Here is a 26,619-nt window from a genome sequence, read left to right on the forward strand (position 1 = left end):
TAAAGTAGTAGGTATCTACTTTTTTACCTTAGTTCTTCTTACCTTATTGTTCTCCTTAGTTACAAGGATAAGAAAACTTCGAATTAATGTTAATATTGTGCTAAGTTTTTCATGGTATGCAAATCTGCATAAATAATTAATCGGAGAAAATAGAAGAGTGTTATCTCGTTGTGCCTTTTTAATTGCAGCACTTTTGGCTTTGGCTGGATGTGCTACACGTCAGTCAGATATGTCATCGGTACCTTTTCAACAAGTTCGATACATTCCACCAGAAATACAGGCTTTGTATGGTCCTGTAACGAATGAGACCTATTCGTTACCTGCTGTTGATCTTGCGACAATTGATCCAAAATATTGGCGACAAGAGGTGATTTATTATACATCTTATGCGCCTGGAACATTGGTTATCGATACGCAAGAGTGTTTTCTTTACCTTATTGGTGAAAATGGAAAAGCTTTGCGTTATGGGATTGGTGTCGGTAAAGAAGGCCTAGCATTTGAAGGTGAGGGGGTTATACAGCGCAAGCGTCGGTGGCCAAATTGGGCTCCTACTGCAGCTATGATGGCTCGAGAACCAGAACGTTATGGTCATCTTGGGAAAGGAATGCCACCAGGGCCCGATAATCCATTAGGTGCGCGGGCACTTTATTTGTTCAAAAATGGGAAAGATACACTTTTCCGTATTCATGGCTCACATGAATCGTGGTCAATTGGGCGTGCTATTTCAAGTGGGTGTATCCGTTTGCTTAATCAAGATATTATCGATCTTTATGATCGTGTTCCCGTTGGTTCGCGTGTTGTGGTATTGCAAAACAATAGGAGTATTCCTACAGTTTATAATCAACAATCAAATGGTTACGATCCGCTACAGTCGACCATTCAGCCAAATGATTTTTTTTAATTTAGGGGAGAAGATTGGAGAGAGCCGTTTGAGTATTTTGGTTTGCTGTTCAATCTTCTCTTTCTCTCAAAAGAGAATAAAAGAGAATATAAGCCTTTCTTTTTCAAAGGTGTATACAAGCTTGTATTCTGTTCTATTTTCTAGCTTCTCACGTTGCCAACAGATTTTGCCTTAAGTTTATAAGAGGATTTTTTTAAGAGTTCTTATTCATATTCTTCACGCGACTGGGACACGCAAGCCAATGGTTCTGATTGTTTTTTATCGTTTGTGAAACTTCATTCATAAAGAGGGATTTATCATCTTTTATAAGGAGAGCGATATTTTTTGCGATTGTCTCTAAGAGAGGGGATAACCATTCTTGATCAGATTTGGTAAAATTTCCCAGGACATGCTGATGAACAAGTTCTTTGCTTCCAGGATGACCAATTCCTATGCGTATACGACAATAGTCAGTACCACAATGGGCATCAATAGACTTAATGCCATTATGCCCATTATTTCCTCCACCAATTTTTATACGAACTTTCCCCGGTGACAGGTCTAGCTCATCATAAATGATGATCAAATTCTTTAAATCTAATTTATAAAATCGCAAAGCTTCACCGATAGCTTGACCAGAAAGATTCATGAAAGTTTGTGGTTTTATAAGAAAAATTTTCTCATTATTTATGAAACCATTGGAGATTTCTGCTTGAAACTTCTTTGACCATGGAGAAAAAAAGAAGGACTGATAAATGGCATCAACAGCCATAAAACCGATGTTATGGCGGTTATTTTGATATTGTAAACCAGGATTGCCAAGACCAGCAATAAGCCACATGTGTATCTTCAGTCAAAGTATGAGTAAGGGTAATGTCTCATAAATTAAGGCGGAAAAAATTCCCGCCTTTTGAGTTTTATGAAGTTTCCGTGTCTTCTTCATCATTTTCTTGTTCAGAAGTTTCATCGCTGACATCCATGCCAGCAGGAGCTGCAATGGTTGCAATGGTAAAGTCTCGATCTTGGATGATGGGAGTCACATCTTTTGGCAGTTGCACTGCTGAAATGTGAATAGAATCACCAATAGAGTAGCTGGAGAGATCAATTTCAATAGCTTCAGGAATAGCACTTGCTGGAGCTGTACATTCAATTTCGTGCCGAACAATATTGAGGACACCACCCTTTTTAAGTCCAGGTGCCGTATCTTCATTGAGGAAGTGGACAGGAATATTCACTTCTACAACGGATTTTGCTGAGATGCGCAAAAAGTCTACATGGAGGGGAAAGTCACGCACGGGATCTAATTGATAATCTTTTGGCAAAACCATAATTTTTTGCTTGTCAAGAATAATCGTTGCAATGGTGGTACGAAAGCCACCGGCATGAATTTTGTAGAAAATTTCTTTATAGGGAACTGTTATTGCCAAGGGTGGTTGTTTTTCACCATAAATGACAGCAGGAATAAGACCGTTGCGGCGAAGTTCACGGGAGGACCCCTTACCAACCCGCTCGCGTTTTTCGGCCTTAAGAGTGTAGCTTTTGCTCATAATTTAAGTCCTTTTTACATGATTGGAGATCCTTCAAAAACAGTAATAGTTTTTGCATGGATATGAAGATATGCGCTAACCAACAGCGATCACTCCATTCTGCGTTGCCTCCAAGGGTGTCTACGCAGAAGTTTGTTCTATAGTTCAAACTATTCATAGATGCAAGAGTTGTGGGAAAAATCGATGATTTCTACCGTTAAAAAGGAGGAAATGTTACAAATTACGGTGTGGATGGAGAATCAACCAATATGTGCTGGCGCTGATATGTTCAAAATCAAACACTGGAGATGTTATGAAGGTTGAGATTGCCTTGGGTGAGATGTCAGAGAGTCGTGCTTTGCATAAATCGATGCCAGCACTTCTTGACTTGGAAGAATTATTGGCGACACGTCTTCTTGTACAAGGTAATTCCGGTTCAGGAAAATCACATCTTTTACGCCGTCTTTTGGAGCAAAGTGCTAAGTGGGTGCAGCATTGTGTAATTGATCCAGAAGGCGATTTTGTAACTTTGGCAGATAAATTTGGTCATGTTATTGTAGAGGCTCAACGTAGTGAATTAGAATTGACTCGTATTGCCCATCGCATTCGACAACATCGAGTTTCAGTGGTATTTAATCTTGAAGGCTTGGATACTGAACAACAGATGCGTGCTGTAGGGGCTTTCCTTGGGGCACTGTTTGATGTAGAACGTGATTATTGGTATCCTATGCTTGTCGTTGTCGATGAAGCACAATTGTTTGCTCCAACTGCAGCAGGAGAAGTTTCTGATGAAGCGCGTAAAATTTCTTTGAGCGCTATGACCAATCTTATGTGTCGAGGACGTAAACGTGGTCTTGCTGGTGTTATTGCGACACAACGTTTGGCTAAGCTTGCCAAAAATGTTGCTGCGGAAGCTTCAAACTTTTTAATAGGGCGGACTTTTTTAGATATTGATATGGTGCGCGCTGCTGATCTCTTGGGAATGGAGCGTCGTCAAGCGGAAATGTTTAGAGATCTTGAACGGGGAAATTTTATAGCTTTAGGACCTGCTTTATCACGACGTCCCTTACCAATCATTATCGGTTCTGTTGAAACTTTGGCACGCTCTTCTAGCCCTAAATTAATGCCACTTCCAACAGAGCGGGATGATGTGCAAGAGCTCGTTTTTACTGCTTCACCAGAGGAAATTTTAACGCCATTTAAACAAACACGAGAGCCGATGAGGGAAAAGTCAATGCACGAGATGTTAGAGGAGGTAGTGCATAAAAAACAAGAGTTGTTGGAAGAAAACCCGAGTTTATTTCCTGAACTTTCTGATGTTGAGCGTGACGGCCAAGCAGAACATATTATTCGGGAGATTCTTGAGGATTCTGAGGCTTTTTATCGTTCAACAGCGGTGCTTTATCAAGATTTTTCAGTTCGTTGCCGTATCCATGGTATGTCAAAGGTTCCTTTTAATCTTTCACAATTTCGGCGTAAATTGGCTATTGCTCAGGCTTTTGTTGATGAACAAACGGCTGTCAGTGAACATTGGAAACATATTTTGCAGATATCAGAAAGTTTGGAAGAAGATGTTCAAGGAGTCTTCTTGAACGTGGCACAGGCCGCATTAGGGGGAAAATCATGTCCATCTGATGCATTTTTAGCACGTCTTTATGGGACTCATTCTTTAAGCCGTGTACGCCGACTTTTAACCTACTTTGAAGAGCGTGGACTTATTGTTATTCACACGCATTTTAGTGGTCAACGTATTGTTGCATTTCCTGATCTTGGTGTTGAAACAGCACCAGGAGACCCCAAGGAACCACTTTAACCAAATAAGCTGGAAACCGATTGTTCTGCTGCTGTCCTTGCTATTGCTTCTCCCATAAGGTCGGCAATGGGCAAAACACGAATATTATGGGTTTTCTCAATAGCTTGTGTTGGCATAATTGAATCTGTAATAACCAATTCTTTCATCTCTGAATTGGCAATTCGCTCGATTGCATTACCAGAAAGAACACCGTGCGTGATATAAGCTGTGACACTATTGGCACCATGTTTAAGCAGAGCACTTGCTGCATTGCATAAAGTTCCACCTGAATCAACAATATCATCAAGCAAAAGGCAATCTTTTCCCGATACATCTCCAATGATATTCATAACTTCTGATTCACCGGGGCTTTCGCGACGTTTATCCACAATAGCGAGCAAACTGTTCAAGCGCTTGGCGAGTGCGCGCGCGCGCACCACACCACCCACATCAGGTGAAACAACGATAACATTTTCAAGAGAATAATGCACTTTGACATCGCGAGAAATGACAGGAACAGCATAGAGATTATCCGTAGGGATATCAAAAAAACCTTGAATTTGTCCTGCATGAAGGTCCAATGTTAAAACACGATGGGCCCCTGCTTCAGTAATGAGGTTGGCAACAAGTTTTGCAGAAATAGGAGTTCGTGGTCCTGGTTTTCTATCTTGGCGGGCATAGCCAAAATAGGGGATAACAGCTGTAATACGACGCGCAGAAGAACGACGAAGGGCATCAATCATGATGAGTAATTCCATCAAATGATCATTTGCGGGATAGGATGTAGATTGCAAAACAAAAACATCTTGTCCACGTACATTTTCATGCAGTTCTACGAAAATTTCTTGATCAGCAAAGCGCTTTACAGTTGCTTTGCCTAAGGGGATGTTCAAATAATTTGCAACATCTTCAGCTAGGCGTGGATTAGAATTTCCGCAGAAAAGTTTCATAGTAGAACCTCTGAATCATCATGGTGGGAATGCGACACGGTTTTTAATTTCTTTTTATTAAATTGCAAGAGAACAATTACAAAAGCCTTACAATTTTATTGATTATTATTAAAGAGCTATGCAGTATGTTTTCTCTTTTTCCAAAAGTTTGTTACTTTTAGAGCAAAGTTTTTTCTCCATGCGGCAAAGAAATACATATTGATTAAGCTTTTTAGTTATTACTTTATAAAAATACTTTCAATATGGGGAATGTTTCATATTTAAGATGAATGAAGGGGAATAATAAAAAGAAGTATCATCTTGCCTTCAATCATTATAACTAAACATTGAAAATGATCATAGCGAAGGCTATCATATTTTATGGGCTGCTAGATAATTTCGTGAAAAAAGCAAAGTACAATGGGATTTATTTTTACATTTGGGTAAAAAGTTTAGTTTTGCAGTTTTGGTATTGTTCTCAAGCATAAAGGGGCTCATCTTTTGTTTTTCAGCATAATAGCAGAAATCTGCCGTCCGTAATCGGGTTCGTTGCGGTGTATTGCACGGCGATAGGAGAAAAAACGCTGTTCATCTTGATAGGTACAAAGCTCTACACAAGAAGCATTAACACCTGCTTCTTTGAGTTGGTTTATAATAAATGCCCATAGATTAAAATAAAAGCGATTTATTTTGTCTGTTTTTAAAAAATATTTTTGGTATTTGCTGTGGTAATCAATAAATTGGTCGTAAAATTCATTTGTTACTTCATAGTGATAGGGGCCAATACAAGGTCCAAGGACTGCTGTTATTGATTGTCTTTTGGCTCCTTGTTTTTCCATAACAGCAATTGTTTTCTCGATAATTCCATTTAAGCTTCCACGCCAGCCAGCATGAGTTGCAGCGATGACTCTAGCTTGTGGATCAGCAAACAGAATGGGGCCGCAATCTGCTGTAAGAACCCCAATAACGAGTTCTGGGGTGGTTGTAACCAGAGCATCAGCTTGAGGAGGTGCACCGATAGTTGCTTGATGAGCTACGACAACGTTACAGGAGTGTATTTGATTAACTGTGACTAAATTTTGCGCTTCAATAGAAAAATAATTGGCAATCAAAAGACGATTCTGTACAATATATTCAAGTTGATCATTTGAACCTTTCCCAACATTAAGACTATGATAAAGATTTTTTGAAACACCACCTTGACGTGTAAAAAATCCATGTTTTATTCCATGGGGGTGTAAAGTAGAAAGATTTTTTGCAAGAATGGGATGAGGGATAGATTTCATAAAAGTTCCTTATGGAGATTATTTAAAGTGAGGATGGAGATGTTCATATTTGTCAATGAATATTTCAGATAATGATGTGCTTATTGACAAAAGCGCCGATCACTAAAATTGGGGAGGTATGGAGATATTTTTATCACTGAAATGTAAAACTTTAAATAATTTTCCCATCTGATCTGGACCAGCGAGCCGTTCGATGTCTTGGCGGATTTTGTCTTGCAAAGGAGCACTTTTGCCAACTCCAAGCTGGTTTGCGCGCTCCAGTAGCCCCATTTTAAAAAGAAATTCTCCTTGCTCTAAGATTTCAGCAAAACAGCCCTGTTCAAGAGCTATGTTTTTTAAAAAAGAAAAATCAACATGGGATGTTAAATCATGTTCACCAGGGGCATCAAAAACATCACGAAATCTATGTTTTGAGAGTGCTTGCAAGGTATCGCCAAAGGCAAGTTCACAAACACCATAGTCGATAAGTAAAGCAGAACCCGTCACTTGCACTAAATGGTGGCTGATTTGTTGCATGAATTGATGCCGTAAGGGGGCATGTTCAAAAATTGTTCCGTCAGGCACTTTAGAACAATAGGTTTGTAGACAAGAAGAGGGAAGTTTATGCGGGGCAGCAATAAAGATGAAATCTCCATTTTGATTGACTGTAATGCGGCGCTCTTTCCATTCTCCATTGATTTTAATATATTGGTTGATAGGGAGTGTATCGAGAAATTCATTAGCAATGAGGAAGAGAGGTTTTGAAGGAATTTGATTAAAATTTTCAATGCTATGGATTTGTTTTTGATAAGAGCAAAGGCGCTTTTTTTGTTCTTTTGCAAGTTTTTTGCTTATTTCGATCAGAAAAATTTCAGCAGCATTAAATGCTCTTGTAGAAAGCTTTTGGATAGTTCGCAAAATGTCATCCATCAAAGTTCCACGTCCTGGACCTATCTCAGCAAGGATAAAAGGATGAGGATAACCTTGAGCTTTCCAGCTTGCAAGAGTCCAAATGCCAATCATTTCTCCAAATAATTGGCTTATTTCAGGTGCTGTAATGAAATCACCAGCACGTCCGAAAGGTGTTTGTGTTTGATAATAACCAAATTGAGGATCTGTAAGTGCCAACGTCATATATTGGCTAACAGTGATTGGTCCATTAAGGACAATAATTTCTTTAATTTTTTCTTTGAGATTGGCCATTTTCTGTCGGTTTATATTTAAAGGCGTGGAGAAGAAGATAAAACCCTACAAGAAGCATGGGAAGAGATAAAGCCATGCCATAGGTAAAACCAGTAGAATGGAAAAGAGTCGAAAACCATTCTGGATCTTCTTGAGGCGCACGGTAAATTTCAGAAATGCTGCGTGTTACTGCGTAGCCTATAATAAATGTTCCTGATACAGTACCGGGACGTTTTAATGCTTTGAACCCAAAAATAAGAAGACACAGGATGATGAAGAGAAGAAATCCTTCCATAAATGCTTCGTAAAGCTGGCTTGGATGGCGCGGTAAATAGTAAGGATCGAGAGGAAAACAAACAGCCCAAGGACGTGTAGTAATATTACCCCATAATTCTTGGTTAATGAAGTTGCAGATTCGTACAATGCCGATACCAATAGGAGCACCTGCAGCAATGATATCAAACATGGCTCGTATGTTAATATGATTTTTACGGGCAAACCAGATCATAGCAATGATAATACCAATAAGTCCGCCATGAAAGGACATTCCCCCATCCCATACGGCAATAATAGCACTTGGATGATTAAAATAGTAAATGGGATCCCATACAAGAACTTGTCCTAAACGCCCTCCGACAACAACACTTATGGCAGACCAGACAACAAAATCTCCGATCTTTTCTTTATCCATAGGAGGATAGTTTCTATACCATAGAGATGTTTCTTTTAATAATTTTTGCGCATACCACCAAGCAAAAAGAATACCCAGCACGTAACCAAGTCCATACCAATGAAGTGTTATGGGACCTAGCTGGATAATAACAGGATCAAGAAAAGACGGAAAAGCAATGGCTGGACAAGACAAATTGTTCATGAGTTAAGCATCTTACATTATACGAGATGAATATGAAGTGACTCTGATGATCAGAAATGACAGATGAATACACAATGGTCAAGTCAGTAGGGAGGCTAGTCAGAAAGGGGGGTAGATTTCCACTGATTTATCGCGGTAAAAAATATGGTGATAAAAGGAATATTAAAAAATCTTAAACAAAATCATTATGAAAAATCTGCACAGTATGTAAAATATAGAGTAAAAGGAACAAATTACAGTATCTAAATGTTATGAGAATACGCTATTATGAGAATACGCTATAATGCGTGCGTCAATAATTAAAATTTAAGGAAAAAGGTTATGCGTAATGGATCAAATCGTATTCTTGATGAATTAGCAAAATTAGCAACGGATGCTGCTGACGTTGCGCAAGGCATACGACGTGAAGCTGGAACAGCTTTTCGTGTGCAGGCTGAAAAGATAGCAAACAAACTTGATCTTGTTTCTCGCGAAGAGTTTGAGACTTTTAAGGAGATGGTGCTGAAAATCCATGCTGATAACGCTGATTTGAAAAGACGCCTTGATGATTTAAAAAAAGATGATTAAAAAAACGCAGACACAAAAAAGTAAAATAGTTTAAAAAAAAGAATCTTCAAAAAAATATCCCCAATTTTTCAATATGATGCGTGAAACTAAAAAATGCTTAATCTTGAGTCTGTTAGAGCGGAGCATTTGTTTATTTTTGATTTTTTTTGGGGGTAAAATACATTTTTTTGAATCAGGGGGGCTGGCGCTATGAAATTGTATCAATACACTGAAAAGACTTGATGATTCGTTTTATGACTATCAGGTTGCCCTAAACAGCGCGATTGTGTTCTGGGTGTTTGTGTACTGTCGATGTTTTTATGTGTATTTGTTTGGTGTAAAGGTTCTGATTGTAGCAAAATGTTGTTACAGTTTAGACGGTTTATATTCTGTTGACAATGTTTTAAGATGATTGAGGATTGTGATGAGGCTTGCATTTTGCGCCACAGAAAGAAAAGAGCACCCTGTCGACTTTATCGAACAGATTGCCTGTGAATATGATTGGTCGTTTGAGCGGTATGCAGAAGATGAAATTAGCGTTTGTGTGGAAGGAAAACGCGCAAACTATCGTCTTGCTTTTTCATGGATGGAAGAGCATGAAGCACTTCATTTAGCTTGTTCGTTTGATCTTTCTATTAAAAATGCTCGAACAGCTGAAATACAGCGCTTATTGCTAGCAATTAATGAAAAGTTGTTGTTGGGACATTTTGATTACTGGCAAAGAAATAATTCAGTTATTTATCGACAAGGTCTTCTTTTGGCTGGTGGGATGCATCCATCTCATATACAGGTTGAAACATTATTGATACATGCACTTAAAGCCTGTGAAAGCCATTATGTTGCATTTCAGATGGTTGCTTTGTCGGGAGAAAGTGCTTACAAGGCACTGCAGTACACTTTGTTTGAAACTGTAGGGAATGCCTAAAATATACAGTTTGTTATTTTTACAGACGGTTTGCTGAAATATTGCTCATAGGGGGATATCAAGAATAGCGCGCAATCCCCCGAGTGGGCTCTCATCTAATTGTATATTGCCACCATGGCTGCGTGCTATGTCTTGAGCAATAGAAAGACCAAGCCCTGTTCCACTTGCATCTTGATTTCGCGCTTTATCAAGTCGAAAGAATGGCTTAAAAACTTCTGTGCGCATATTTTTATGAATTCCAGGTCCATTATCATCGATTATCAATATAAAAGATTCTTGTTGAGAGTTAGCGGTTAGTTTAACGGTCGTGCCGTAACAAAATGCATTTGATACAAGATTGCTGACCAAGCGTGTAAAAGCACGGGGACGTACTTGTATTTCTGTAGGACCTTCAATAGTGTAAGAAAATTGACGTTTGTGAAGATGAGCATCGGCGGAGAATTTTTTCATAAGAGCATTTAAATCAAAAGTCTTGACACTTTCACTTCCTTCACCACGAGCAAAAGCAAGATAATCTTCTAACATATTTTGCATGTCACTTACATCTTGCTCAAGCGGTTTAATATCAAAGCCAGTATTTGCTAATGCTAGCTGAAGTTTAAAACGTGTAAGAATGGTTCTTAAATCATGACTTACTCCTGAGAGCATCATGGTGCGTTGTTCGATTTGGCGTTCAATACGTTCTCGCATACGTAAAAAAGCGATGCCTGCACGACGGACTTCATCAGCTCCTTGTGGTTGAAATCCTTTTGGTAAAGGACGACCGCGTCCAAAGCTTTCTGCTGCTTCAGCCAATTGTTGAATCGGTTTGATTTGATTGCGTAAAAAGTAAATTGCTATCAGCAATAAAACAAGAGCTGTTCCTACCATCCAGCTTAAAAAAATAGCAGTATTGGAAGCATAGGCTTGGCTGCGTGGAGCAAAGACGCGTAAGATGTTGTGACCAAGGTGGATACGGATTTCAACAAGATCAGAATCTCCTACGGTATCAATCCAGAAGGGACGGTTAATTTGGCGGGTGATTTCTTCACTTAAAAAATAGTCAAGAATTGCAAAAAATGGCTTAGGTCCTGGAGGGGGTAAGGAGGTAGGAGATAGAATAGAAATATTTAATCCCATACGTTGTTGTGCAATACGCTTGATATCTTCATAGTTATCTTGTTGGGGATATGTTTCAAGAATATCAATAATGGCTGAAATATCATGCACGACAGCCGTTGAAAGACGCTCGGTTACCATTTGCCAATGTCGTTCCATAAAGACATAAGCAATGACCGTTTGCAGAAGCACCATGGGAGCGATGATAATGATCAAAGAGCGAGCATAAAGCCGTTTAGGCATTTTTTTCGTTAACCATCGAAGAAAAAATCTTAAAGGTTTGATCATTCTTGTGCCTATTCAATAGAGAGTTTATACCCTATTCCTCGCACGGTTTGGAGCCATATAGGCAGTGCTGGGTTTTTTTCGATTTTACGACGAAGGCGGTTGATCTGCACATCAATGGCACGTTCACTTATATTGCTGTCATCGGTCGCGAATTTATGGCGCGGAATTGTATCGCCTGCATTTTCGGCAAACATGACCATCATTTCTTGTTCTTTATCTGTTAATTTAATAATTTCTCCTCCTTTTTTGAGTTCGCGTCGTGAAATTGAAAATATATAAGGACCAAAAACTATTTGCTCAATTTTGGGTTGGTGAGGGGGAAAACCACGTCGTAAAATGGCGTTGATGCGAAGGAGAAGTTCACGAGGGTCAAACGGCTTAGCCAGATAATCATCTGCCCCTGCTTCTAATCCACGGATACGATTGTCTATTTCTGATAAAGCTGTTAACATGAAGATAGGGACATCTTTTGTTTGGCGGAGTGAATGAGTGAGATCAATACCGTTTTCGCCAGGCATCATGACATCAACAATAAGAAGATCAAAATCTAAACTTGCCAACAGTCGTCTTGCTTCATTCGCATTGGCTGAAACTGAAACACGAAATCCATTTTTAATGAGAAACTGAAATAAAAGATTGCGAATACGTGTATCGTCATCAATCACAAGAAGGTGAGGGGCATCGTCACACAAAACTTGAACGTGATTGCTCATTCTTAAAAAAACCTTGATAAAAATTTAGTTTACACAAAATGCAAGTTTACATAAGTTGTATAAAGCTGTCGAGCAGCACCTTTACCTTAAAAGAGAGAAAGTTTTATTTATAAATTTAAAAAAGTTATTTTTGAAAAGGATATTATGGGTAGTCTTAATATACATATTATTCCAGTTACAACATTCCAACAAAATTGTACTTTGCTTTTTGATAGTGAATGTAAAACGGGGGTTCTCGTTGATCCTGGTGGTGATTGGCCGCGGATTCAAGACGTAATCGAAAAGAATGGTGTTATCGTTGAGGCTATTTGGATAACACATGGTCATTTTGATCATGTAGGAGCAGCAATGCAAGTGAAAGAAGCGCTTAATGTAAAAATTATTGGTTCACATCGCGATGATAAGCCTGTGATGGATGCCGTGAGCGAAAGCGCAAAAAATTATGGTATCACTGATGCTTGCATCTGTATTCCTGACCAATGGTTAGAAGATGGTGAGTGCGTTCATTTTGCTGGACATGTGTTTAAGGTTTTTCACACCCCAGGACATTCCCCTGGTCATGTTATTTATTTCAATGAAAAAGAGCGCTTAGCCCTCTTGGGTGATGTTCTCTTTCGTGGTTCTATTGGACGTACGGACTTCCCCTTCTGTTCCCATGAAAAATTGATGCAATCCCTTCGAGAAAAAGTTTTACCTTTAGGCGATGATGTTTGTTTTATCTGTGGGCATGGTCCCAAAAGTAGCATAGGCTATGAGCGACAAAATAATCCTTTTCTTCAAGATTTTAATATATGAGCAAATAAAAAACGCTTTGAAGCGTTTTTTTGCCATTTAAAACTTTTTTAGTAGGACGGAACAGAAGTTAATTTATTGGGGCATAACAAATGTGTTCCAAACCATTACGGTCTCGAAAGGTCCCTGTTTTAGGGTTGAAAGAACGGTATTTTTTCTTGCAATATTGAAGCCAATCAGATTCTAATGATTGTTGTACTGGCTCATATTCCACCGTTTGCGGAGCTTCATAAATTATCTGTTCTTGTGGAACCTGTTGATATACAATTTGATGCTGTGGTGCGGTTTGATAAACAACTTGTGGTTGTTCTGATTTTTTAAAAATTTTGCCGAGAAGTGCACCTGCTGCAAGAGCAAGAATGCCCATTGCTAAAGCTTCTCCTGAGTTATTTATATTAATACTACTGTGTTTTGTCTTTTTGCGCTCGACATAATGATATGTCTTGTGTTCAACATGATGGTGTTGTTGTGCTCCCCATTTATGGCTAACATAATGACGCTTGTGGGGATTATCAAAAGAGTGATGTTCACTATGAGAAAAATGGGAGCTAAAATTGTGAGACGGTAAACCAGCCTCCCTTCTCATGTCATAGTTATGATACCATGCCATATCCGCAAGCGTTGGATCTAATGGCATCAAAACGGTTACAGTAGACATTGCTGATAATACCGCTAATCTGATCACTTTTTTCATAATGATGCTCCTTGTGTAAATTTGTATTTTTCACATCCTACACGTGTCAAACTGAATAGAGCCTGAACAATTTTGGACTTTATTGTGACAAAAAAATAAAAATTCATTTAGTTAAAACTATTATCAATACAATAAAATAAAATCATGACAGAATTTTGATTTCAATTAATGTACTCTTTTTAAGGTTAATTAAGCAGCTTGTATTTAGAGCACCAGATTTTTTACTATTGGTTATAAATTATTTATTGATGAGTACTTTTTTATTGCTTGATACAATATGAATTGAACAATAGGTGTATGAACAAAAGTTATCGTTTTTTATTATAGGCTTATGGTGCTAAGATAGAACCTTATTTGTGTGATTGAATACAGTCCTGTTTGACTACTCTCTTGTGAGGCTAAATATTGAGTTCGATATCATATTATAACTGTATAAATATAATATATTGCGGGAACTTTTTTTGATATATGGGAAACATTTTTGTTGGGATATGGCTGTTAGTTTGACAGTATTGACATGACAAAATGCATTTGACACAAGATTGCTGATGAGACGCGTGAAGGCACGTGGGCGTGCTTGTATTTGTGTAGGGCTTTCAATGGTGTAGGAAAATTGACGTTTGTGAAGATGCGCATCGGTAGAGAATTTTTGCATAAGAGCATTTAAATCAAAAGTTTTAACATACTCACTTTCTTCACTACGGGCAAAAGCAAGGTAATCTTCTAACATATTTTGCATGTCGCTCACATCTTGTTCAAGCGGCTTGATATCAAAGTCAGTATTTGCTAATGTTTGCTGAAGTTTAAAACGGGTGAGAATGGTTCTTAAATCATGGCTTACACCCGAAAGCATCGTGGTGCGTTGTTCGATATAGTTAGAAGATGGTGAGTGTGTGTATTTTGCTGGACATGAGTTTAGGGTTTTACATACACTGGGGCATTCCCCTGGTCATGTTCTTTATTTCAATGAAAAAGAGCGCTTAGCCCTCTTGGGTGATGTTCTCTTTCGTGGTTCTATTGGACGTACGGACTTCCCCTTCTGTTCTTATGAAAAATTGATGCAATCCCTTCGAGAAAAAGTTTTACCCTTAGGCGATGATGTTTGTTTTATCTGTGGGCATGGTCCCAAAAGTAGCATAGGCTATGAGCGCCAAAATAATCCTTTTCTTCAAGATTTTAATATATGAGCAAATAAAAAACGCTTTGAAGCGTTTTTTTGTGCCATTTAAGACTTTTTAGTAGGACGGAACAGAAGTTAATTTATTGGGGCATAACAAATGTGTTCCAAACCATTACGGTCTCGAAAGGTCCCTGTTTTAGGGTTAAAGGAACGGTATTTTTTCTTGCAATAGTTAAGCCAATCAGATTCTAATGATTGCTGGAGTGGCTCATATGCCACTGTTTGCTGCACTTGATAAACTCTTTGATTTTGCGGAACTTTTTGATAAATTACCTGATTTTGTGGTACTATTTGATAAACCACTTGTGGCTGTTCTGGTTTTTTTAAAATTGTACCAAGAATCGTACCTGTTGCAAGACCAAGAATACCCACCGCTAAAGCATCTCCTGAGTTATCTATATGAATATTACTGTGTTTTGTCTTTTTGCGCTCGACGTAATGATATGTTTTGTTTTCAACATGATGATAATGGTGGTGGTGGTGATGATGATGTTGTTGTTGTTCCGTCTTACTCTGTTTGGCTACAGACCTTTCATGTTTGGCTTTAAATCTTCTCTTGTCGTCATCAGAACTTTTGTGGAAATCATCAACAAACTTTTGGAAATCATCAGATAAAAAGCTACGTTTTTTATCAGAACAATGGGAGCGAGAAAAACCGCAAGGCAGAATATCAGCTTTCTTCCTCATTTCCCTTATCGCATCATCTGTTTCTTTACGCATCTTCCTCATCATATCATCTATTTCTCTCGAGATAGAGTCACTACGATTCCATGCCATATCCGCAAGCGTTGCATTTAGCGGCATCAAAACGGTCACAGTTGACATTGCTGATAATACCGCTAACCTGATCACTTTTTTCATAATGATGCTCCTTGTGTAAATTCGTATTTTTCACATCCTACACGTTTCAAACTGAATAGAGCCTGAACAATTTTGGGCTTTATTGTGACAAAAAAAATAAAAATTTATTTAGTTAAATCTATCGCGGAGACAGTAAAATGAAATCATAACAGAATTTTGATTTCAATTAATGTACTCTGCTTGAGGTTAATTAATAAGTTTGTATTGAGAGTCCACGATTTTTTACTATGGAATATAAACTCTTTATTTAGGGATAATTTTTTATTGTTTGGTACAATATGAATTGAACAATAGGGATATGAATAAAAGTTATCATTTTTTATCATAGGCTTATGGTTCTATGAGAAAGTCTTATTTTACTTTATTTGTGTTATAGGACAGTGTCCTATTTGAATATTTTCTTGTAAGGATAAATAATATTGAGTTAGATATCAGAGTATAACTGTATAAAGATAATATATTTTAGAAAATTTTTATAAAATGTTCTCTCTCATGTTGTTTTAGACAAATTGAAGCACCCTTGATGTTGGAGGTTGTCTATTTTTCGGATAACGCTGTTTGCTTTTGAGCTTTCGTCTTTTTTTAGAAGAACTGAAGATTATTTTATGCGGTTTGAAATTTTTTGCTCCTTCATTGATTGCGTTTTTTTCGTTTTATTGTTGCTTGATTAGGGGTGTTTTTACGAGATTTTCCTTTTTGATTTTCCAAAATACCAGTGTCCATGGTTGGTCCCATGTGTGCAAGGTCTGGTTTGGAGAAAAGACTTGGTTGTAATACGCGCTCATGGGTGGATTGTTTGCTATGATGTGTTAAGGGATTTTCCGCGAGTTCTAGTTCTATCTTTTGTAATTGTTTGATTTCATCGCGAAGGCGTGCTGCTTCTTCAAAATTAAGATCAGCAGCTGCTTCATGCATTAATTTTTCGAGGTGTTTAATATGAGATGCTAAATTGTTGCCAACCATATTTTTTTTCTCGATGACATCAGGGATATTTGTATGAATATGGTTGTTTTCATAGCCTGAATTAAGAATATCTCCGATATTTTTTTTGATACTTTTCGGTGTGATATGGTGTTCTTCATTATAGGCTATTTGTTTTTGTCGACGTCTTTGTGTTTCCAGTAAGGCTCGTTCTATGGAACCAGTGATCGTATCTGCATAGAGGACAACACGGCCATCTACGTTACGTGCAGCACGTCCGATTGTTTGTATGAGGGAAGTTTCAGAGCGCAAAAAGCCCTCTTTATCGGCATCTAGAATGGCAACAAAACCACATTCTGGAATATCTAAGCCTTCTCGGAGCAAGTTAATACCGATGAGGACATCAAAGGTGCCAAGCCGAAGATCGCGTAGAATTTCAATGCGCTCTAATGTATCAATGTCAGAATGCATATAGCGTACACGAATGTCTTGTTCGTGGAGATATTCAGTTAAGTCTTCGGCCATACGCTTTGTGAGAACTGTCACCAATGTACGGTAGCCTTTTTGAATTGTTTTACGAATTTCATTCACAACATCATCGACTTGATTTTTGGCTGGACGAACCTCTGTTGGTGGGTCAACAAGCCCTGTGGGGCGAATAACTTGTTCTGCAAAAGTGCCGTGAGATTGTTCTATTTCCCACCGTCCAGGTGTTGCGGAGACAGCAATCGTTTGTGGGCGCATAGCATCCCATTCTTCAAAGCGTAAAGGACGGTTATCCATACAAGAAGGGAGGCGAAAACCATATTCTGCTAAGGTTGCTTTTCTACGAAAGTCACCTCGGTACATGCCACCAATTTGGGGAATGGTTACGTGGCTTTCATCGATAAAAACAAGAGCATTATTTGGAATGTATTCGAACAAGGTTGGTGGTGGTTCTCCGGGTTTTCGTCCCGTTAAAAAGCGTGAATAATTCTCGATTCCAGAGCATGAGCCGGTAGTTTCCAACATTTCTAAATCAAAAATTGTACGTTGTTCTAAACGTTGTGCTTCTAAAAGACGTCCAGCCGCATTTAATTCATCGAGGCGTTGAACGAGTTCCATTTTGATCGATTTCATCGCTTGGTTAAGTGTTGGGCGTGGTGTTACGTAGTGTGAGTTGGCATAAATTTTAATCGATTGAAGATCACCTGTTTTTTGACCCGTTAGAGGATCAAATTCCGTAATTGTTTCCACTTCATCGCCAAAGAGCGAAATACGCCAAGCACGATCTTCGAGGTGGGCAGGGAAAATTTCGATTGTATCCCCTCGAACACGAAAGGAACCACGAATGAAATTGATATCTTGTCGATAATACTGTTGAGAGACTAAATCAGCCAAGAGTTTTCGTTGATTGAGTTTGTCCCCTTTTGCTATTTGGAAGGTCATAGCAGTATAAGTTTCTACTGAACCAATCCCGTAGATACAGGATACAGATGCGACAATAATGACGTCATCACGCTCTAAGACAGCACGTGTTGCAGCATGGCGCATACGGTCGATTTGTTCATTAATTGAGGATTCTTTTTCAATATAGGTATCAGAGCGTGCAACGTAGGCTTCTGGCTGATAATAGTCATAATAGGAAACAAAATATTCGACGGCATTATGGGGAAAAAAACTTTTAAATTCCCCATAAAGCTGCGCTGCTAGAGTTTTATTGGGAGCTAATATTAAAGCTGGACGCTGTGTTTTTTCAATGATATTGGCCATTGTATAGGTTTTTCCTGAGCCGGTAACACCCAAAAGCACTTGTGTACGTTCATTTTTTTGAATTCCCTCAACCAGAGTTTTAATGGCTTGAGGTTGATCCCCCGCTGGTTTAAAAGATGTTTCGAGTTGAAATGGAATACCACCTTCAGATTTTTCGGGACGAATAGGGCGGTGAGGTGTCCATAATGCACCATTCTTAAAAAGAGGATTACCTGAAGCAATAAGAGCAGAAAGAGCTTCTACTGTTGCAGTAACACCATTTTTCATTGTTGTATCCTTTGATAGAAAAGTGCTGGTGATTTTAAAGAAAATACTAATTTTTACAATTTCATTACGACAACAGCAAAACGTTATTGAACAGATTTGTTTTGGTTTATTGAAGCCTTCATTAGGATATTAATCAAGTTTTTTCTATGAGACAAATTCTTCGAAGTATTTCTTTGGAGGGAGCATCTTTGTGGTTGTTCGTGAACACTATTGCATTTTTACCATGATGATATTCAAGAGGGCATAAGTTATTATGGCTGTTATGGAGAATAATCGGTACGTTTGGGCATTAAAGACATTGTATATGTGTGATAAAGATCATTTCCATCTTTAAATGAAAGATAACGAGATGACACCCAACCTATTTGAGTGTTATATCGGATATGGCACCAATTTCCTTCACAGTTTTTAACAAAAACTAATTCTCCAGCAGAGATTAAGCCGCAAAGTGCATACTGAGTGCTGGGACCTGTTCTAAAATTAAGATTTCTCGTAACAAAAGCATCTGCTGCCTCTGATATTGTTGTGGCTAAAAAGAAAGAGCCAAACATAAAAAAAATGACGATTTTTTTCATTTTTCTGTAAAGAATTTCTTTAGAGATTTTCTATCCTTCTCTCTTCATATTCCATATAATTTCTTTATACTAGATTATGATAAAACAGAAAAAAATACAATTCTTTCTTCTTTAGGATACTTTAAAGAGAAGAGTGAAGTTTAACGTTTTAAACACCAAAATGAGATGTTTTAATCACTATTTGTGCATGTTTTGTTTCCTTTATTTATTTTTGTATGGAAAACAGCGATACTGTACTATATAATAAAAAAGATCGTAGTTTTCGGATTCCAAAAGTAATTTTGGAAGCCGTTTTTTGTATTTTTATTAAACCTTCCGTGTAATAGAAAGGGACGGATTATGGAAAAAGTTCCGATGACTACAGCTGGTTTTGAGAGTCTTAAAGAAGAGTTGCGTTGGCGTCAACAACAGGAGCGTCCGCGAATTATTGAAGCAATTTCTGAGGCGCGTGCGCATGGTGATTTATCTGAAAATGCTGAGTATCATGCAGCTAAAGAAGCGCAAAGTCATAATGAGGGGCGTATAAATGAGCTTGAAGATTATATCGCACGAGCAGAAGTTATAGATGTCTCGCGTCTTTCAGGTGACAAAATAAAATTTGGCGCAACCATTAAACTCTTGGATGAGGATACTGAAGAAAAAAAAGTGTATCAGATCGTAGGAGATCAAGAAGCTGATGTAAAGGTTGGTAAAATCTCTATTTCTTCGCCTATCGCACGTGCACTTATTGGCAAGCAAGAAGGTGATGTGATTGAGGTGAATGCACCAGGTGGTGCGCATAATTACGAGATCATTAAGGTTCAGTACATCTAAATAACATATGGATTATTATGCGTGTATCTTTGGACGAAACTGAGATTATTGCGCCTCACTTGAAAAGGCGTTTATCGGGAGTAACATCTACGATTATTCAGCTTATTCCACTGCAACGCGAACAGGGTGTGCGTATATCCACTTTGGGGTTTGGTTTACCACGAACTTTACCGACACTCGCCTTTAAGGACCTTTTCGGACTTTGGAAAAGTCCGAAAGGGAAGCCATTTCGTATTTGGCATGCACGACGCAATATTGAGATGCTTTGTGGGATCTTTTTGCGCGATGTTTTGCGAATGAAGCTTAAACTCATCTTTACTTCGGCATCTCGACGCGAACACAAGCCTTTTACCAAATGGTTGCTTCGTCGTATGGATAAAGTTATCGCTACTAGTGTATGTACGGGAACCTATCTAGAAGTGCCTCATAAGGTTATTATGCATGGAGTGGATATTAGGCGTTTTTCACCCCCCCAAATTCCTGATGATTACTTTCCAGCAACTGGGGTGCCAGGAAAATATGCGGTAGGATGTTTTGGGCGCGTGCGCTATTTAAAGGGTACTGATTTGTTTGTGGACGCGATGATAGCATTATTGCCTGACTATCCCGAATGGACAGCACTTATCGCTGGTCGGACTACAGAACAGCATTATGGTTTTGAAAAGAAATTACGACAGAAGATTGCTGAAGCTGGTTTAAACGACCGCATTATTTTTCTTGGTGAAAGGCTTGATATACCTGTGTGGTATCGCCGTTTATCACTTTATGTAACTCCTTCTCGTTTGGAAGGTTTTGGTCTGACACCATTGGAGGCAATGGCATCACAGACGGCTGTAGTGGCGAGTGATGTAGGAATTTTTAAAGAATTGGTGGTCGAGGGAACAGGAACGGTTGTTCAAGCAGGAGATGGAGCGGCTTTAACAGCAGCAATTGAACCTTATTTTGCTGATGTAGAAAAAACATTGGCAGCCGGAAAGAAAGCTTTAACCCATGTTCGTACTCACTTTCCTTTGGAAAAAGAGGCAAGCAAGATTGAAAGTGTTTACAAAGAACTGTTTGCAGAAAAAACACTTTGATTATTATATCAAAAATCTTTTTGAGGAATGATAAAAGTATTTTCCTTAAAGGTTTTTCATAGTCATCAAGAAAACAGCTCAATGATATAAATGTTATTTTACAAAATTTATATTGTCTTTAGTAGCACGCTATAAAAAGTTCTCAAAATTTTGGATAAAATATTAAAAATGTATACGCTTGAGAGCGATATGTAGTTTATGATAAAGCATACTAAGAGAGAGGAAAGCTACTTTTATTCATTGATATTTTAGAATAAGAAAATAATGCTTTAACTCAAGTCTGGGGATTTATGCACTATCTTATACGGTGTCGTACTGATATTGTTCGTTTTGTAAGACTTAAATAGATAGCAAAAAAACGTTTTCTTGTCTTAAAAAGATAATGATGGTATCTCCATGAATAAAATAGTCGTACATATTTTCAATAAATTCATAATAAGATGGATTTAAGATCAATATATATGATTTTTATAGATAATTTACCTTTTCAATTTGAATAAGAGCTTTGAGTACCGTAAGATTTTCTCATGTAAAATCTGTTGATATTAAATTAATGAGAGCTATCTTCTTGCACATCACAATTGGAAGAAGGCATGTGGTGGATAAAAACTATTGAAGACAGGGTGTAAAGAGATTTCTTATAAATTGTCTGAAATGCAGGCTGTTACGATATTAGCAGAAAGAAAATAATATAGTGGTACTAATTTATATCTTATTTTGTAGTAGCGACTTGCACCTTATTATTATTTAAGTAAAAATGATGGTGCCCATTTTATATCTTTCATAAGGGCTGTCGTGAAATGGGGGTGATGAGTATTGTGAGATGTTTTTTACAAGCTTGTGAGTTCGTAATATAATAGCATTTTATTTTCTATAAGGGTGTAACTCTATTAAAAAGAAAAACACTTTTATCAGCAAATGTTCATATTTTTGCATGAGAGATTATTCGTAAAAAAGAATGTTCTATGCGTCCACTTTATTTGATAAAGAAGATCAATAAAGTGAAGTTTTATATGTTATGGCTTTGAGAATATCGGTATTTGATTGTTTTTGTTGAATTATTTTTATATCATTGATATGATGTTTTGTATGAAATTTTAGGAAATCTTCAGTGGATTGAGTAAGGGGTAAATATTATGATGCATACTGTTCTCGCCTTTTTATCTTGTAAATTTTTTATCATGGTAGCATAAAATACTCTATGCATTAGAATTGTTCACGCCAGAAAGCGGGAATAAAAAGGACGAATATTGTTATGATTTCAAGGCGTCCAGCTAACATTAGAAAACTTAAAATCCATAAAGCATGATCGTTGATTGTAGAGAAATTACCAGTAGGGCCAATAATATCTCCAAAGCCTGGACCAACATTTGAAAGTGCGGTTAAGACCCCCGTAAAGGCAGAGGTAAAGTCAAGACCGGTTGTAAGCAAAAGTGCAGTGCCGATAACAAGGCAAAACATATAAAGACAGACAAAAAACAAAACGGCTTGAGCAACATCATTTGATATATTTGAGTGATCGTAGCGCGCTTTTACAACGACATTAGGAGAAAGAAGTTTTTCTATATTTGTTTGTGTAATACGCCAAAGAATAATGAGGCGATTGATTTTCATGCCACCAGAAGTAGAACCAGCACATCCGCCTGTAAAAGAAACAATAAAGAAAATTCCAAGCGCAAATGCTCCCCAAAGTTGATAATCTTCAGCGCTGTAACCGGTGGTGCTAATAATGGATGAAAGGTGAAAAATGACATCAAGAAAAATCAAGTAGAACGCGCGATGATCATAAAACCGTAGCCATGCCGCTAAAGCAAAGCTGAAAAGGAGAACGATATGGAGAAAAACAATCACTTGTGGGTCAAGGAAGCGTTTGGAGTGTCCAGGAAGAACTAATTTAACATAAAGTACGAAGGGTAGAGCAGAAAGCAACATGAAGATTGTTGAAATAATTAAGATGGCTGGTGTATCAGAAAAATAGCCAAAAGAAGCATCATGCGTTGAAAAACCAGCTGTTGCTACTGTACTCATTGCATGGTTAATGGCATCAAATAAATTCATGCCTGCAGCAAAATAAGAAAGCATACAAGCCAATGTTAACCCAACATAAGCGATGATAATTCCGTTAGCAATTTGGTTGATGCGAGGCAATATTTTTTCAGATTTATCAGATGATTCCATATGAAAAAGCCGCACGCCACCCACACGCAGTGAAGGCAAAATTAAGAGGGCTAAACCGATAAAACCAATGCCCCCAATCCAGCAAATAAGAGAACGCCATAATAAAATACTTCGCGATAAATTATCAAGATCAGAAAGGACTGTGGAGCCTGTTGTTGTAATTCCAGAAACAGATTCAAAAATAGCTCCTGCTAGAGAAATGGGAAGAGGAGAAAGATAAAGAGGTAAGGCACCTACGATGCTTCCTGTAAGCCAAAGACAAACAGTGAGCATAAAGCCAAGCCGTGCTGAAAAACGACAAGTAGCTCCCTTAGTTGCTAGAAGAATCAGCGTTGCTAACATGGTGGTTATGGCACAAGAATAGAGAAAGCTTATCCAATTACGATTGTTGTCGTGCAAATCCACAAAAATTGGCAAAAGCATTGCTCCTCCCATGATTAAGGCAAAACGTGCACAGACATTGATAATAAATTGAAAAATGATCGTTCCCTATCTTTGTATCTCTTTTTATTATGGTTTTGTGCTCATAAGAAGTTACATTTTTCTCTTTATAGGATAAGGATTAATTCTTAACATTAGCGTGCCTTGATGAATTAGTAATCAGACCTTTTCATAAAACTTGAAAAGAAGTATACATAACATAATTAGGGCTCTTGAAAAATATTTTTTTAAAAGGCTGCATTCCGTTATCATTTATAGAATAATTAAGTTATAATAAAGTGAAGGGGATTTAATGGTACAATCGCATATTCGTCTGCTGATTATTGGCTCAGGTCCGGCTGGTTATACAGCGGCGATCTATGCAGCAAGAGCAATGCTTAAGCCTGTTTTGGTGACGGGCTTGCAGCAGGGGGGGCAATTGACAATTACAACTGATGTTGAGAATTATCCAGGTTTTGCAGATCCCATTCAAGGACCATGGTTGATGGAACAAATGGCGAAACAAGCTGAGAATATGGGGACAAAAATTGTCTATGATACAATTATAAAGGCTGATTTGTTGAAGTATCCTTTTGTCTTATATGGGGATTCAGGAACACAATATTCTTGTGATGCACTGATTATTGCAACAGGAGCTCAAGCGCGCTGGCTTGGTTTAGAAAGTGAACAGACCTTTATGGGCGGAGGTGTTTCTGCTTGTGCTACATGTGATGGCTTTTTTTATCGTGATAAGGACGTTATTGTCGTGGGAGGAGGAAATACGGCTGTTGAAGAAGCACTTTATTTATCGCATTTGGCTAAAAGTGTAAGCGTGGTTCACAGGCGGGGGCAGTTTCGGGCAGAAAAAATTTTGCAAGATAGGTTGCTGGCTTGTAATAATGTACGTGTTCTTTGGGATCATGTGGTTGAAGAAATTGTGGGGCTGCCAGCTCAAGATTCAATGGGCGCTGTTGTAACAGGGGCACGTCTGAAAAATGTTAAGACAGGTCACGAGATGAAAGTGAATGCAGAGGGCATATTTATTGCCATTGGGCATGATCCTGCTGTTTCTCTGTTTGAAGGACAGCTGAAACAAAAACGAGGCGGCTATTTATGGACAGCACCAGACTCAACAGCAACAAGCATTGCTGGTGTTTTTGCTGCTGGGGATGTGACAGATGAAACATTCCGCCAAGCTGTAACAGCTGCGGGAAGAGGATGTATGGCAGCGTTGGAAGCAGAACGGTTTTTGGATATACCCAAGCGTTAGTCACTCATTGAGAACATAGAGAATATAGAGGTAGAATTAATTGTGGCGCCACCGTTGGATTGGGATAAGTTAAGGGTTTTTCACGCTGCAGCAGAAGCGGGATCTTTTACGCATGCTGCTCAAAAACTTCATTTATCTCAATCAGCCGTTTCACGACAGGTTTCGGCTTTAGAACAAGAGGTTGGGGTATCCTTATTTCAACGTCATGCGCGTGGTTTGATTCTTACAGAACAGGGAGAAACTCTTTATCGTACAGCTCATGATGTTTTGATGAAGCTTGAAAGTGTGCGTTTGCAATTAAGTGAAAGCTATGCAAAACCAACGGGGCACTTGCGTGTGACCTCGACCTTTGGAATGGGGGCAGGGTGGATTGCAGAGCGTATGCCAGAATTTCTTAGTCTTTATCCTGATATGCAGGTTCAGCTTTTGCTTTCCGATGAAGAGCTTGATTTGACAATGTGTCATGCGGACTGTGCTGTTCGCTTGCATCAACCCAAACAACCTGATCTTATACAAAGAAAACTCTTTACAATTCATATGCATGTTTATGCTTCGGAAAAGTATATTGCAAATTATGGAAAGCCGGAAAAATTGTCTGATCTCGATGAGCATCGTATTATTTCGTTCGGTGAACCTGTTCCACCTTATTTGTCTGGTTTAAATTGGTTGGAAAAGGCTGGTAGAAGTGATGGATCATTGCGCGTTTCAGTTTTACAAATCAACAATATCATCTCAATAAAGAATGCGCTTATGCGTGATCTTGGGATTGCTGTGCTTCCTGATTATATCGTCAATAATGATGAGCATTTAGTGCGTCTTTTTCCTGATATGGTTGATATTCCTTCTTTTGATACTTTTTTTTGTTATCCTTATAATTTAAAGAATTTGGCAAGGTTAAATGCTTTTCGAGATTATATTTTTTTAAAAGCTCGCCAGTGGTCTTTTTAATATTAATATCTTAATTTATAAGGAATAATTAGCTGTGCGGGTAAATATTTTTGAAAAGAGGGATAAATGTTTTTTATGAATACTAGCAACCATGAGGGTTATTATATATTGAAAAATGGACAATCGTGTGATGGTGTAGTTAACATTTTTACTATTTAATTAAAGAGAGTGGTACATGATGGAGACAAATTTAAAGCTATGTGTTTATTGCATAGCAGATACGCTTAAGTCTTTGTTGTGCTTTTCCTTATAAAATGACATAGAATACTATCTCTTGATTATGTTGCCTCCCAGTTTCGTTTTCTTGAGTGTTCCCTTACGAAGATCTATCAGATTGATTTTATCTCTGAGGATTTTCCAAATTTGCCGGACATATGTCCGGCTTTTTTTTAATTTTTGAAAGAGTCCCTAGAAATTGCAATATATGGGAAGATGATAAAGAAAAAATTTCGAAACTGGTGGATATCCAACAATTTTTTAAGAATACTAAAATTCAATGAGGAGTTTGAGAGGGGGTATTCTATTGTACTGTAAAAGTCTGTGTTTTAGGGGCGTGATATAAAATATTTAAAACCTTATACATGAAGTGCTTTTTATTAGAATGTGAGGTGAATATTTAAGGCAGGTCTTGTTCATAAAGCCTATGAAGTAAATCAAGTAGTTATTAAATAGAACTTAAAGGAAACTGGATTGTTTACACAACGATGGGAGGTGGCTTCTTCTTCGTTTTAGGACGAAGAAGAAGCTGAGAAATAGAAGAGATTTTATTGTAAGGGCCTTTGATTATAAGGGCAATTGTGTTTAAAAGTGCTCGGTCTTTTTTAGAGTTATAAATTGAATGGAGAAAGTAGAAT

Annotated in this window: 22 protein-coding genes and 2 pseudogenes; 10 read left to right on the forward strand and 14 right to left on the reverse strand. The window is 38.0% G+C overall.

The window, feature by feature from the left end; all coding sequences use genetic code 11:
* The first annotated feature begins 157 nt into the window (after positions 1-157).
* On the forward strand, positions 158-901 hold the full coding sequence (locus ACFINZ_RS01675) for a L,D-transpeptidase (RefSeq protein ID WP_375634218.1): 744 nt from the start codon (positions 158-160) through the stop codon (positions 899-901).
* Between the two features lie 193 nt (positions 902-1,094).
* Here the strand turns inward: ACFINZ_RS01675 and pth are convergent, their stop codons facing one another.
* Both pth and ACFINZ_RS01685 read right to left on the reverse strand, forming a co-directional pair.
* Positions 1,095-1,721 carry an aminoacyl-tRNA hydrolase gene (gene pth, locus ACFINZ_RS01680; protein ID WP_375684102.1) on the reverse strand — a complete coding sequence of 209 codons (627 nt, stop codon included), beginning with the start codon at positions 1,719-1,721 and terminating at the stop codon, positions 1,095-1,097.
* Positions 1,722-1,797: 76 nt separating this feature from the next.
* Complete coding sequence (locus ACFINZ_RS01685; RefSeq protein WP_375610123.1) at positions 1,798-2,427, reverse strand: 50S ribosomal protein L25/general stress protein Ctc; 630 nt, start codon at positions 2,425-2,427, stop codon at positions 1,798-1,800.
* Positions 2,428-2,719: 292 nt separating this feature from the next.
* On the opposite strand from ACFINZ_RS01685, the gene ACFINZ_RS01690 reads away from it, so the two are divergent.
* Entirely contained in the window at positions 2,720-4,219 is a 1,500-nt protein-coding gene (locus ACFINZ_RS01690; protein ID WP_375701128.1) for a helicase HerA domain-containing protein, read from the forward strand.
* On the opposite strand, the gene ACFINZ_RS01695 is transcribed toward ACFINZ_RS01690, so the two are convergent.
* The 4 genes from ACFINZ_RS01695 to lgt form a co-directional block, all read right to left on the reverse strand.
* Positions 4,216-5,148 carry a ribose-phosphate pyrophosphokinase gene (locus tag ACFINZ_RS01695; RefSeq protein WP_375606345.1) on the reverse strand — a complete coding sequence of 311 codons (933 nt, stop codon included), beginning with the start codon at positions 5,146-5,148 and terminating at the stop codon, positions 4,216-4,218. The genes ACFINZ_RS01690 and ACFINZ_RS01695 overlap by 4 nt on opposite strands.
* Positions 5,149-5,621: 473 nt before the next feature.
* Positions 5,622-6,413, reverse strand: coding sequence for a peptidoglycan editing factor PgeF (gene pgeF, locus ACFINZ_RS01700; protein WP_375612980.1), 792 nt, complete (start codon positions 6,411-6,413; stop codon positions 5,622-5,624).
* Positions 6,414-6,515: 102 nt separating this feature from the next.
* Positions 6,516-7,595, reverse strand: a complete 1,080-nt coding sequence (locus ACFINZ_RS01705) for a class I SAM-dependent methyltransferase (RefSeq protein ID WP_375701129.1) — start codon at positions 7,593-7,595, stop codon at positions 6,516-6,518.
* Positions 7,570-8,448 carry a prolipoprotein diacylglyceryl transferase gene (gene lgt / locus ACFINZ_RS01710; protein WP_375634208.1) on the reverse strand — a complete coding sequence of 293 codons (879 nt, stop codon included), beginning with the start codon at positions 8,446-8,448 and terminating at the stop codon, positions 7,570-7,572. Before lgt ends, ACFINZ_RS01705 begins: the two co-directional genes overlap by 26 nt.
* Positions 8,449-8,769: 321 nt before the next feature.
* On the opposite strand from lgt, the gene ACFINZ_RS01715 reads away from it, so the two are divergent.
* Both ACFINZ_RS01715 and ACFINZ_RS01720 read left to right on the forward strand, forming a co-directional pair.
* Positions 8,770-9,015, forward strand: a complete 246-nt coding sequence (locus tag ACFINZ_RS01715; protein WP_273791228.1) for an accessory factor UbiK family protein — start codon at positions 8,770-8,772, stop codon at positions 9,013-9,015.
* A gap of 403 nt (positions 9,016-9,418) precedes the next feature.
* On the forward strand, positions 9,419-9,919 hold the full coding sequence (locus tag ACFINZ_RS01720) for a YbjN domain-containing protein (protein WP_375634206.1): 501 nt from the start codon (positions 9,419-9,421) through the stop codon (positions 9,917-9,919).
* A gap of 45 nt (positions 9,920-9,964) precedes the next feature.
* Here the strand turns inward: ACFINZ_RS01720 and ACFINZ_RS01725 are convergent, their stop codons facing one another.
* Both ACFINZ_RS01725 and ACFINZ_RS01730 read right to left on the reverse strand, forming a co-directional pair.
* Positions 9,965-11,305 carry an ATP-binding protein gene (locus tag ACFINZ_RS01725; protein WP_375617608.1) on the reverse strand — a complete coding sequence of 447 codons (1,341 nt, stop codon included), beginning with the start codon at positions 11,303-11,305 and terminating at the stop codon, positions 9,965-9,967.
* Positions 11,306-11,313: 8 nt separating this feature from the next.
* Positions 11,314-12,018: a response regulator gene (locus ACFINZ_RS01730; RefSeq protein ID WP_375612976.1), complete on the reverse strand. Its 705-nt coding sequence runs from the start codon at positions 12,016-12,018 to the stop codon at positions 11,314-11,316.
* A 144-nt stretch (positions 12,019-12,162) separates the two neighbouring features.
* Here ACFINZ_RS01730 and ACFINZ_RS01735 point away from each other — a divergent pair, with 144 nt between their 5' ends.
* Complete coding sequence (locus ACFINZ_RS01735; RefSeq protein WP_375634204.1) at positions 12,163-12,813, forward strand: MBL fold metallo-hydrolase; 651 nt, start codon at positions 12,163-12,165, stop codon at positions 12,811-12,813.
* 67 nt (positions 12,814-12,880) lie between these two features.
* Here the strand turns inward: ACFINZ_RS01735 and ACFINZ_RS01740 are convergent, their stop codons facing one another.
* The gene (locus ACFINZ_RS01740; RefSeq protein ID WP_375634202.1) at positions 12,881-13,504 is read right to left on the reverse strand and encodes a BA14K family protein; all 624 of its coding nucleotides are present in this window, start codon (positions 13,502-13,504) and stop codon (positions 12,881-12,883) included.
* Positions 13,505-13,976: 472 nt separating this feature from the next.
* Positions 13,977-14,375 (reverse strand): annotated as a pseudogene (locus ACFINZ_RS01745) (sensor histidine kinase); the annotation flags it as partial.
* Between the two features lie 4 nt (positions 14,376-14,379).
* Here ACFINZ_RS01745 and ACFINZ_RS01750 point away from each other — a divergent pair.
* Positions 14,380-14,691, forward strand: a pseudogene (locus ACFINZ_RS01750) (MBL fold metallo-hydrolase); the annotation flags it as partial.
* A gap of 68 nt (positions 14,692-14,759) precedes the next feature.
* On the opposite strand, the gene ACFINZ_RS01755 reads toward ACFINZ_RS01750, so the two are convergent.
* From ACFINZ_RS01755 to ACFINZ_RS01765, 3 genes are all read right to left on the reverse strand, one after another.
* On the reverse strand, positions 14,760-15,545 hold the full coding sequence (locus tag ACFINZ_RS01755) for a BA14K family protein (protein WP_375612973.1): 786 nt from the start codon (positions 15,543-15,545) through the stop codon (positions 14,760-14,762).
* Between the two features lie 630 nt (positions 15,546-16,175).
* A complete protein-coding gene (uvrB, locus tag ACFINZ_RS01760) occupies positions 16,176-18,485 on the reverse strand; it encodes an excinuclease ABC subunit UvrB (protein ID WP_375683966.1) in 2,310 nt (769 codons plus the stop codon).
* 260 nt (positions 18,486-18,745) lie between these two features.
* Positions 18,746-19,060, reverse strand: a complete 315-nt coding sequence (locus ACFINZ_RS01765) for an SH3 domain-containing protein (protein ID WP_375612971.1) — start codon at positions 19,058-19,060, stop codon at positions 18,746-18,748.
* Positions 19,061-19,399: 339 nt separating this feature from the next.
* Here ACFINZ_RS01765 and greA point away from each other — a divergent pair, with 339 nt between their 5' ends.
* Both greA and ACFINZ_RS01775 read left to right on the forward strand, forming a co-directional pair.
* Positions 19,400-19,873 carry a transcription elongation factor GreA gene (greA, locus tag ACFINZ_RS01770; protein WP_007347010.1) on the forward strand — a complete coding sequence of 158 codons (474 nt, stop codon included), beginning with the start codon at positions 19,400-19,402 and terminating at the stop codon, positions 19,871-19,873.
* 17 nt (positions 19,874-19,890) lie between these two features.
* Positions 19,891-20,949, forward strand: a complete 1,059-nt coding sequence (locus tag ACFINZ_RS01775; protein WP_375634295.1) for a glycosyltransferase family 4 protein — start codon at positions 19,891-19,893, stop codon at positions 20,947-20,949.
* Between the two features lie 1,206 nt (positions 20,950-22,155).
* Here ACFINZ_RS01775 and ACFINZ_RS01780 read toward each other — a convergent pair.
* Complete coding sequence (locus ACFINZ_RS01780) at positions 22,156-23,550, reverse strand: TrkH family potassium uptake protein (protein WP_375634194.1); 1,395 nt, start codon at positions 23,548-23,550, stop codon at positions 22,156-22,158.
* A gap of 310 nt (positions 23,551-23,860) precedes the next feature.
* Between ACFINZ_RS01780 and trxB the strand changes: the two genes are divergently transcribed.
* Together trxB and ACFINZ_RS01790 are read left to right on the forward strand one after the other, a co-directional pair.
* Positions 23,861-24,817, forward strand: coding sequence for a thioredoxin-disulfide reductase (trxB, locus tag ACFINZ_RS01785; protein WP_375636244.1), 957 nt, complete (start codon positions 23,861-23,863; stop codon positions 24,815-24,817).
* Between the two features lie 42 nt (positions 24,818-24,859).
* Positions 24,860-25,765 carry a LysR family transcriptional regulator gene (locus tag ACFINZ_RS01790; protein WP_273791217.1) on the forward strand — a complete coding sequence of 302 codons (906 nt, stop codon included), beginning with the start codon at positions 24,860-24,862 and terminating at the stop codon, positions 25,763-25,765.
* The last annotated feature ends 854 nt before the right edge of the window (positions 25,766-26,619 follow it).

The sequence above is a fragment of the Bartonella sp. AA81SXKL genome, assembly GCF_042196945.1.
Lineage (GTDB): Bacteria > Pseudomonadota > Alphaproteobacteria > Rhizobiales > Rhizobiaceae > Bartonella.

Coding starts and splice junctions, on each gene's coding strand:
- pgeF (WP_375612980.1), bottom strand. CDS start 6,413: ATGAAATCTATCCCTCATCCCATTCTTGCAAAAAATCTTTCTACTTTA.
- ACFINZ_RS01725 (WP_375617608.1), bottom strand. CDS start 11,305: ATGATCAAACCTTTAAGATTTTTTCTTCGATGGTTAACGAAAAAAATG.
- pth (WP_375684102.1), bottom strand. CDS start 1,721: ATGTGGCTTATTGCTGGTCTTGGCAATCCTGGTTTACAATATCAAAAT.
- ACFINZ_RS01765 (WP_375612971.1), bottom strand. CDS start 19,060: ATGAAAAAAATCGTCATTTTTTTTATGTTTGGCTCTTTCTTTTTAGCC.
- trxB (WP_375636244.1), top strand. CDS start 23,861: ATGGTACAATCGCATATTCGTCTGCTGATTATTGGCTCAGGTCCGGCT.
- ACFINZ_RS01780 (WP_375634194.1), bottom strand. CDS start 23,550: ATGCTTTTGCCAATTTTTGTGGATTTGCACGACAACAATCGTAATTGG.
- ACFINZ_RS01775 (WP_375634295.1), top strand. CDS start 19,891: ATGCGTGTATCTTTGGACGAAACTGAGATTATTGCGCCTCACTTGAAA.
- ACFINZ_RS01735 (WP_375634204.1), top strand. CDS start 12,163: ATGGGTAGTCTTAATATACATATTATTCCAGTTACAACATTCCAACAA.
- ACFINZ_RS01755 (WP_375612973.1), bottom strand. CDS start 15,545: ATGAAAAAAGTGATCAGGTTAGCGGTATTATCAGCAATGTCAACTGTG.
- lgt (WP_375634208.1), bottom strand. CDS start 8,448: ATGAACAATTTGTCTTGTCCAGCCATTGCTTTTCCGTCTTTTCTTGAT.
- ACFINZ_RS01695 (WP_375606345.1), bottom strand. CDS start 5,148: ATGAAACTTTTCTGCGGAAATTCTAATCCACGCCTAGCTGAAGATGTT.
- ACFINZ_RS01740 (WP_375634202.1), bottom strand. CDS start 13,504: ATGAAAAAAGTGATCAGATTAGCGGTATTATCAGCAATGTCTACTGTA.
- greA (WP_007347010.1), top strand. CDS start 19,400: ATGGAAAAAGTTCCGATGACTACAGCTGGTTTTGAGAGTCTTAAAGAA.
- ACFINZ_RS01690 (WP_375701128.1), top strand. CDS start 2,720: ATGAAGGTTGAGATTGCCTTGGGTGAGATGTCAGAGAGTCGTGCTTTG.
- ACFINZ_RS01715 (WP_273791228.1), top strand. CDS start 8,770: ATGCGTAATGGATCAAATCGTATTCTTGATGAATTAGCAAAATTAGCA.
- ACFINZ_RS01685 (WP_375610123.1), bottom strand. CDS start 2,427: ATGAGCAAAAGCTACACTCTTAAGGCCGAAAAACGCGAGCGGGTTGGT.
- ACFINZ_RS01705 (WP_375701129.1), bottom strand. CDS start 7,595: ATGGCCAATCTCAAAGAAAAAATTAAAGAAATTATTGTCCTTAATGGA.
- ACFINZ_RS01730 (WP_375612976.1), bottom strand. CDS start 12,018: ATGAGCAATCACGTTCAAGTTTTGTGTGACGATGCCCCTCACCTTCTT.
- ACFINZ_RS01720 (WP_375634206.1), top strand. CDS start 9,419: ATGAGGCTTGCATTTTGCGCCACAGAAAGAAAAGAGCACCCTGTCGAC.
- uvrB (WP_375683966.1), bottom strand. CDS start 18,485: ATGAAAAATGGTGTTACTGCAACAGTAGAAGCTCTTTCTGCTCTTATT.